Here is a 9,132-nt window from a genome sequence, read left to right as displayed (position 1 = left end):
TTCATCATTTACAATTAACATAAACTTTAATTTTACCTTTTCCTTTGGAATTTTCCAAAGCTTTGCCTATAATTCCGATCATCCAACTATCTGTTTCTTGGATAGAACGTGCTTTGCCTGTATTCCCGGAAACAGTTAATTTCTGACCAATCTTGATATTCTCGCGAGAATCTACTTTCACATCGGCAGGACCAACAATTATGATGGAAACATATTCTCCTCGGTGAGCATTTCCTTCCGCAAAACGGAAGCTTCTCGTATAAACAGTTTTACCGTCTTTTTCATCTGCTTCTTCACGTTCATAGACTTTGTATTCAACTACTCCGATTACTGCCGCAGAATTATTCCTGTTTGCTTTTTTTACTTTGATGATCGGAATATCCGAATCTGCAACCGATTCATCATTATAACCGGTAAGACAAACGATGTCGCCGTTCTCCAATTCTTCTGATCCTGTATTCAAGCCGATATTGTTGATCGTTCTGGTAGTAATATTACTTCCTTGAATTTTATCGGGTGTGTTAAAACCCCATTCATCGTTAGTATCACTAGTCTGAGCATAAACTCCATCATCGCTTGCCCAGAAATCACCGCCATCATCGACTGCATTTGCCGATGAGAAACCGTCATTTCCAGCATAAGAAATATAAAAGCCATCTGAGCCTGAGGAATTTACAAAAACTCCATTATCTCCGGCAGATACAACAGCAACACCATCATCACCGGCAGATTGCACAACAAAACCGGAATAAGCGGCATATCCGACTTCAACTCCCATATTATCCGCTTGACCAACATAGAGTCCGTTTCCTTCTGCTCCGGCAACTTCAAAACCGTTTTTGTAATTACTTGTTAATTGTGTACTCGGTGTTCCTGCATTATAAACACTTACACCATCTCTGCCGACAGAATTAATATATATTCCATCATAATCCGCTCGCCCAACATAGAATCCGTTTCCTTCCGAACCGGATACTGCAAAAGCATTTTTATCTGTACTTGAATTTTCTGTACTTGGTGTTCCTACATGGTAAACATTGAAACCAGAATCATCTGCAGAATTTACAAAAACTCCATTGTCTCCGGCAGATACAACAGCAACACCATCATTACCGGCAGATTGCACAACAAAACCGGAATAAGCGGCATATCCGACTTCGACTCCCATATTATCCGCTTGACCAACATAGAGTCCGTTTCCTTCTGCTCCGGCGACCTCAAAACCGTTTTTATAACTACTTGCTAATTGTGTGCTTGGTGTTCCGGCATTATAAACTTTAAATCCATCTGTTCCGGCTGTCTGCACATAAACACCTTCTGCTCCAGAGGAAAAAACAGACATTCCCTGATTATCTGCAGTTCCCACGGCAATACCATTATAATCTGCATCGAGAACATAAATTCCAGTTGTAACCGAATCGATCCTGATACCTTGATAACCGCCGTTTATCTTGATAGCATCACCATTTGACGGATTTGCATTTTTGATCGTCAATGTTGCCCCGGAAGTATTTGCTGTCATTGTATCAGGTCCGGTGGAATGAATGAAGGTCGTATCATAAATACTTGTAATCCCTGTTAATCCGGAACCGTCTCCAATAAAAGCAGTTGCAGTCATAGCTCCGCTGATATTCACATTTCCGCTTCCATCCTGCTGGACTAATCCGGATATCGGAACTCCGCTGATCGTACTGGTAGTATCGGAATTCGTCGAATGTTTTGATTTTTCCGACATTCTGGAATAAGGAACCGATAGGATCCGTTTCCTCGGAGACATTTCGTCAACTTCTCCTGAAACTCGAAAAGTGATCCACAATTCCGGATTATCGAGAAGATCATAAGGAAATGGAACGAAGCCGCCCAATTCCGCATTGAAAATTCCGTCATTAACCGGAACAGCGATATGAAGTTCTTCCCAAGCCGGAGTTCCTCCGGTTTCCATATCATAAATCCTGAATGTCAGATCGACTGAGGAATTTACCGGTAATCCATTTGCATCTTTTAAAGCTCCCTGGAAATTGATCATTTGCGGCACCTCCGCAAAACTCGTTACGAACAAACTCAACATCATAACTAAGCTGAAAATAATCTTTTTCATTTTTCTTTCCTCCTGAATTTTGACTCTTAATATAGCAATCTGTGTGCCATATTTTTGGATATTAATTTTAAAGAAATATTATCATTAACTTACTTAATTTTAAACAGATTAGATAACCTACATTTTCTCAGCAAGATTTTTTCAACGGCAAGATATTATTTCATCTGAAAGAATTAATTGCAAAAAAAATCCTCTCCGACCATAAGACTGGAGAGGATTTCGAGGGGGAATTGTTTCACTCATTAAAATCCAATACAGAAATCCCACACGTAAATTGGATACTGCATTGACCATCTAAATTCTGGTGTGTACACAACGCTACCAGATGGATTGGTAATTCTTAATGTTACTTCTCCACAATATTGTAAAAGGTCATAAAATATCGGTTCCGTTACATTGCTGAAACCAAAGTAATAATAACCACCTGAATTTGTATTCGAGTAACCACAGAAAATCCATTGTCCATTCTCCGGATTAAGTACTTCTAAATTTAAAGTTACACCGTATGCTGGAACTTCTACGACTTCAAATTGAATAGGTTCAAAATACCATTGATATGGATCTTCTAACGGCAATTCAGGACCGATAATTTCGATTTCATATCTTGTTACGATACCTTCTGCAATATCGGTATTTGCATTTAAAGCTTGTGCCATCAAGAAAAATGCTAAAATGGCAATTACGAATGTGATTGTTACTGTTCGTTTCATCATAACCTCCAATTTTATTTGTTAATTTGAACAAGCATTTGATGTACCATTCGGATATTTTGAATTTCTACAAGAATTAACTCATTGAGAGATAGATAGTTAGGTTTGGATAGTCTATGCTGTGTTATGATTTCATAAGCAATAAATCCTTTCTAAATGCAAGAATATATTTCAGTCAATCAAAATTAATTTAGCATCTCTCTGACAAGGATAATCTAATCGCTTTATTTTAAGGTAGTTGTATAGCCCCAGGATAATTATTGACAAAATATGGAATTATTCAAATTTATCCCACAAAGAAACACGAAGTTATTAAAAACATTTAGTGTTATTTTGTGTTATTGGTGGCTAAATTAAGGAGAATCAAATGGAAACAATCAATCAATTTCCAGGAAAGTTTAAAAAAGTTAAATTACATCAGGAAACAGCTAACAGTTCTATCTTCTTCGCTTTTGATATGACAAGCAAACAGGAAGTAGCAATCAAATTTATTCCCCAATCATCTTCCTTTTATCAAGGTGTTTTCGATGAATTCAAGATCTTGTTCCAGTTTAAACATCCAAATTTGGTGGAAGTTATCGATTTCGGCAAGATCGAGAAAAAGGGAATTTATTATACGATGCCGAAGTATCATAAAATCGATCCGGTTGAATATTGTAAAAAGAATAAGATCAAAGGTTTCCTCAATATTTTCTTCCAACTTTTATGCGGATTGCATTTTCTTCATCAAAGAGGAAAGCATCACGGTGATCTGACCTTGAATAATATATTCGTAACTGAAGAGGAAGGACAATTGAGTGTTAAAATAACAGATTTCGGGCTTTCTTCATTGATCGCTGCGGATAAAATATCTGATATTTCCGGAACAGCAAAATATCTTGCTCCAGAGCTGTTGATTGGAAAAGCTACTTCCTCGATAAACAGGCAATCTGATCTTTATTCCCTGGGTATTGTTCTTTACGAGATCATTAGTGGTAAACCTCCCTTTTCCGACAAAGATGTGATCAAGTTAATGGAAGATCAGATTTGCAGGAATATCCCCCAATTAAAATCTCTTTTTTCAATAGAAGCGGGAATTACAGATATGATCTATAAACTTCTGGAAAAAGAACCGGCAAAAAGATTCCGGGATTGTCAACAGGTTCTGGAGAAATTACTTCCATTTATCAATAAATATGAGATGAAGAAGGAGGAAGACAGTTTTTTCTGGAAAAATGTTCTGCTTGAAATGAGAAAAAATAAAAAGATCGATTTTATTTTTTATCGAAGGAAAGTGATAAATTCGCTTCATAAAAAAATAAATTCAGTTTTTAGAAACGAATCCAAATCAATTTTTTTACTGCTTGGAGACGAATCTAACTGTCTACAAGATACGATCTTGTATCTGACTTTTGAGATGAAAAAAGAGGGAAAGAAGGTAATTTTCCTGAAAAAAAATACTTTTGATTTAATGAAGACCGAAGAGATAAAATCAAATATTCTAACTGAAATAGAGCTTGAGCAGAAAAATGTAAAAGAAGATATTGAAAAAGCAAAAGCAGGTTTTCCCAGATCTCAAATTATTTTAGTAATTCCCGAATTATCAGTTTTTCAGGAAAATTTTAGAAGTATATTAAAATTTATCGAGGATAATCCGAAGTTGAAATTGCTTACTGCTGTAAATTCCAATGATCCTGCATTTGATTTTTCAAATCATAAAAAAATTCAGATAAATCAGTTAAAACCTATGTCCAACGAAGAAATGGAAGAATATCTCGAGTTGAGTTTCGGAGTAAAAATCCTTCCTGAAAAACTTCAGGAAATTATCCTCAAAAACAGTGCCAGGAATATTACGATCCTCGATCAATTCATAGATCTTTATATCGAACAGGATGTGATCTCATACCGTAATTTGAAATGGTTTTTTGACCTTTCTAAATTAAATCCGGAGCTGATTCCGGAAGGAATCGAAAACAGGTTCAAGCTGGATTTTTCGAAACTTCAAACCAAGCAAAAAGACTTCCTATCCCTGCTTTCTTTATGGAAGGAGAATTTCGAACTCAAGGAAATTTCAGAGATCGAACAAATTTCTTTGATCAAAACAACCGACCAGATCAATAATTTGAAAGAAAAAAAAATCTTGATTCAACCGAGCAAAAAGATCAGCTTCCGTTATCCATTCCTGCCAAGGTTAATTCAACAAACCAGTGATCCCTCAGTGCTGAAAAAACAGAGCGAAAAAATCAGATCATATTTAACAAGGAAATCTAAAATATCTGATGAAGAAGAGATGTTGCTATTCGAGATAAATGCTGATCTAAAAAATTGTGGGGAAATGTTGCTTCTTGCTTCTCAAATTTCAAAAAAAGATAATAAGAATATGGATAAATTACTCCGGATCGGAAACAAAATATATGAAAATAAAACAAAACTTAATAAATCTAATGCTGATGAGTTCCTGTTAATTTTAAACTATTTTGTCTGGGCTTTGGAAAAAAACAGTGAATATGAAAAAGCGATCGAAGTTTTTAATTTCCAAAACAAAAATTCAGAGTTATGTTCTGATCAAAACCTTAAAAATGAAATATTCGTCAGAAATCTTTATTTTCTGAACCGGAAAGATTCTTTTCAGGAAGTTGTCGATATCTTCTTGAAAAATAAGATGATGATCTCAAAATTTCCGAATCCGCAGAGAGTTCGAGCATTACAGCATATTTCGTTTGCCTATAAAATGATCGATAAAATAGACGACCAAAAAAAACTTTTAACTGAAATTCTTCAAATCTGTAAAAAAACAAAAGATGATTCTCTTCTGAACCAGGAATTTACAGCCTTGGAAGATTATGGTTTTGCTGAATATTTATCAGGGAATATCAAGAAAGCACTTTCTTTATTTAAACAAGGCGCTCAGATTGCTGAAAAACTGAAAAACCGAGCTGGAAGTGCTTATATTCACTGTCGAATGGCAAGTATGTATATCGATCTCTTTAAACTTGAAGAAACCTTGAAGCAATTGAAAGTAGCAACGAAAATAATGAAAAAGTGCAAAGTTAAATATCCATTACTCGTGCTTAACAATACTTATGGAAATTATTATCTGGCAAAAGAGCATTACTGGCAGGCTTTGAAAAAATATCATGAAGCGTATCTTCTTTTCAAGGAACAAAATGAAGACTGGTCTGTTCCCCTCGTAAATAAATGTCTGCCTTTGAACAAATTAGGATATTATCGTCAAGCCATCGATTGTTCTGAGAAAGCGCTCGATTATAAAATAAAAAATAATCAAATCGGTTTATTCGGACTTTGGAAAAGCTACCAGATGATCTCATTTTATTATCTCGGGAACAAGAAAAAAGCAGAAGAAATTTTTTCCGAAATAAAAAAAATGGAAAAGGAGAGAAAAATTTCCCTGACCTTCAATGCTCATCTTTACCAGGCTTATTTTTCCTTATTAGAAAAAAACTACCCAGCAGCAGAAAAGCAGATCAAATTCCTGCAGAAAAATTTTGCTGATAATGATGATGATACGGTTGAGAATTCTAATAACTTCCTGCTGGCAAAATTATATTTTGAAAAAAGTGAATTGAGAAAAGCAAATAAACATATCTCGCTCGTGATCAAAAAATTCGAGAAGATCAAGACCTCTGAATTTGAAAACCAGGAACTTTACTTGCTTGCTTATCAAATAAAAAAGGCAGCTTTCAAAAAAAATTTGATCACAGAAAATTATAAGAAATTCCTGCAGACTGCAAAGGAAATTCTCACTGATAAAATCGAGAATCTTCCGACAAATAAGATGAAAGAGCATTATTTAAAGAAATATTTAAACAAAGAAATTATAAATTTTTATGCAGATGAATTCGAGGGAAAAGAAAAAATATTTAAAAAATCAGGTTTTGATATGCTCGAGATCATCGAAGAGATGACCGAGATCATTTCCAAAGTAACTGATAAAAAGAAACTTTTCACGAAAATATTGGAATTGGCTGTGAAAGTTACGAAAGCTGAAAGAGGACTAATTCTAACAAGAAATTCTGAAACCGGAAATGCTGAAGTTGAATTTTCTTACCAGATTAAAGATGATTCATTGTCGGATATCACATCGGTAAGCCAACAGATTATTAAGCAGGTTCTGGAAAAGAAAAAAGAAGTTTATCACACAGATGTGAAAAAAAATAAATCTTTTGATCAATATCAGAGTTTTGTGAATTTAAAGATCGAATCGGTAGTCTGTCTTCCGCTTTTGATCCATAATCAAGTTCTGGGAACAGTTTACCTTGATAGCCGGAGTCTGCTGGCATTCACTCCGGAAGAAATTCAGTTTTTGCATATTTTTGCTCAAATCGCAGCTTCAGCAATCGAAACTTCTGATAATTACTGCCAATTAAAACTGGAAAAAGAAAAATTATCAGGTTATATGGAAAGTTCGGCAAACCGGAAACACCCGTCAATCATTGGGAATTCTACTAAAATGGAGGAATTATTTAAGAAAATTGAGCAGATCAGCAGAACGGATGTGAATGTCTTGATCGAAGGAGAAAGCGGAACAGGGAAAGAACTCGTTGCCAGGGAAATTCATAGATTGAGTAAAAGAAACAATAAGCCTTTCATTCCTATCGATTGCGGAAGTCTGTCCGAAGATATTATTGAGAGCGAACTTTTCGGTCATCTGAAAGGAGCATTTACCGGGGCTTTGATCGACAAAAAAGGACTTTTCGAAGAAACAAATGAAGGCACACTTTTTCTGGATGAAATCTCTAATATATCGCTGGGAACACAGGCAAAATTATTGCGTGTTATTCAGGAAGGGGAAGTTAAAAGGTTGGGTGAAAATTTCGTCCGAAAGGTGAATGTCAGAGTTCTTGTTGCTTCCAATATTCCCTTGCAGAAACTGGTTGCAGAAGGAAAGTTCCGGCAGGATTTGTTCTACCGTTTATCGATTTTCCCGATCACTGTTCCCAAATTGAATGAAAGGGAAAATGATGTGATTATACTGGCTCAACATTTCCTGAAATATTTTACTGCTCTTCACAATCGAAATATTCCAGCTTTGACGGATGATGCACTTCAAAAAATAGCGAATTATGATTTTCCCGGTAATGTCAGACAATTACAGAATGAGATAGAACGAGCTGTTATCATGTTCAATGAATATGGAAAAGCTTTACCTGGAAGTTTTTTTGATCACCTTTCTACTGATGAGAAATACCTGGAATTGGCATCTAATATATCTGAAATAACAAATTTCGCAGAAACCGTTGATAAATTCAAATTGAAATTGATCGAAGATGCCCTGAAAAAAGCAGACAAAAATTGGACGAAAGCGGCAAAATTATTGGGATTATCAAGGCAGAATTTGAGCCAGATCTATAAAAGGTTGAAGTAGTTCGGAACTTCTTGTCCGGTTTCTAACGGATTGTTCCGGAAATCTCAATCAGAACAAATTTACAGTAATAAAAAAGCCCGGAATTCAAAATGAATCCCGGACTTATTTCTTATTTCGGTTGTATTATCAGTTTAGTTAGTTCGATAGAATTCAATTCTTCTATTTTTAGCTCGACCTTCTGCCGTATCATTAGGAGCGATTGGTTCAGCTTCTCCATAACCTTTCGAAGTCAATCTCAAAGGATCGATTCCCTGATTAACCAGGTATTGTTTGACTGAATTTGCTCTACGGTCGGATAGACCAAGGTTGTATTCGTCTGAACCCATGCTATCCGTGTGACCTTTGATCATCAAAGTCATTTCAGGATAATCTTTAAGAGTGCGAACAACTTTCATCAGAACCTCTTTTGCTCCAGCAGTAAGTTCGGCACTGTTGAATTCAAAGTTGACACCTTCCAGAATTATGGGAGCATCCTTCTTGAAGATAACTTCAGGAACTGTATCAGGACAACCATCTTCGTCTTCATATTCATTGAAGGTTTCAGCTTCGTTCGGACAATCATCGTTAACATCGAGAATACCATCACCATCATTATCCGGATCAGGGCAACCATCTTCGTCTTCAAATCCGTCAAAATCTTCTACTTCACCCGGACAGCTATCATCAGTGTCTAATATACCATCGCCGTCCATATCGAGTTCGGGGCATCCGTCTTCATCTTCGAATCCGTCAAAATCTTCCGGATCATCAGGACAAGCATCATCTTTATCGGGAATACCGTCCTGGTCATTATCAAGATCAGGACAACCATCTTCATCTTCAAATCCGTCTTTGTCTTCCGCATCGTTCGGACACTGATCATCTACATCGAGAATTCCATCACCGTCATTATCTCGATCAGGACAACCATCAGCATCCTGATAACCATCAACATCTTCAGGTTCTGTCGGACAACCATC

4 protein-coding genes are annotated in these 9,132 nt (G+C 36.0%); 1 reads left to right on the top strand and 3 read right to left on the bottom strand.

What is annotated here, in order from left to right; translation table 11 throughout:
* Positions 1-4: 4 nt before the first annotated feature.
* Together ENL20_09125 and ENL20_09120 are read right to left on the bottom strand one after the other, a co-directional pair.
* A complete protein-coding gene (locus ENL20_09125; GenBank protein ID HHE38719.1) occupies positions 5-2,098 on the bottom strand; it encodes a hypothetical protein in 2,094 nt (697 codons plus the stop codon).
* A gap of 242 nt (positions 2,099-2,340) precedes the next feature.
* The gene (locus tag ENL20_09120) at positions 2,341-2,808 is read right to left on the bottom strand and encodes a hypothetical protein (GenBank protein ID HHE38718.1); all 468 of its coding nucleotides are present in this window, start codon (positions 2,806-2,808) and stop codon (positions 2,341-2,343) included.
* Positions 2,809-3,175: 367 nt separating this feature from the next.
* Between ENL20_09120 and ENL20_09115 the strand changes: the two genes are divergently transcribed.
* Positions 3,176-8,173: a GAF domain-containing protein gene (locus tag ENL20_09115; GenBank protein HHE38717.1), complete on the top strand. Its 4,998-nt coding sequence runs from the start codon at positions 3,176-3,178 to the stop codon at positions 8,171-8,173.
* 131 nt (positions 8,174-8,304) lie between these two features.
* On the opposite strand, the gene ENL20_09110 is transcribed toward ENL20_09115, so the two are convergent.
* Positions 8,305-9,132, bottom strand: an 828-nt coding sequence (locus tag ENL20_09110; protein ID HHE38716.1) for an OmpA family protein, incomplete at its 5' end; no start/stop codon positions are given.

It is taken from the genome of Candidatus Cloacimonadota bacterium (genome assembly GCA_011372345.1).
Taxonomy (GTDB): Bacteria; Cloacimonadota; Cloacimonadia; order Cloacimonadales; family TCS61; genus DRTC01.
Note: the sequence above shows the minus strand (reverse complement) of the source record. Positions and strands in the feature narration are given on the sequence as shown.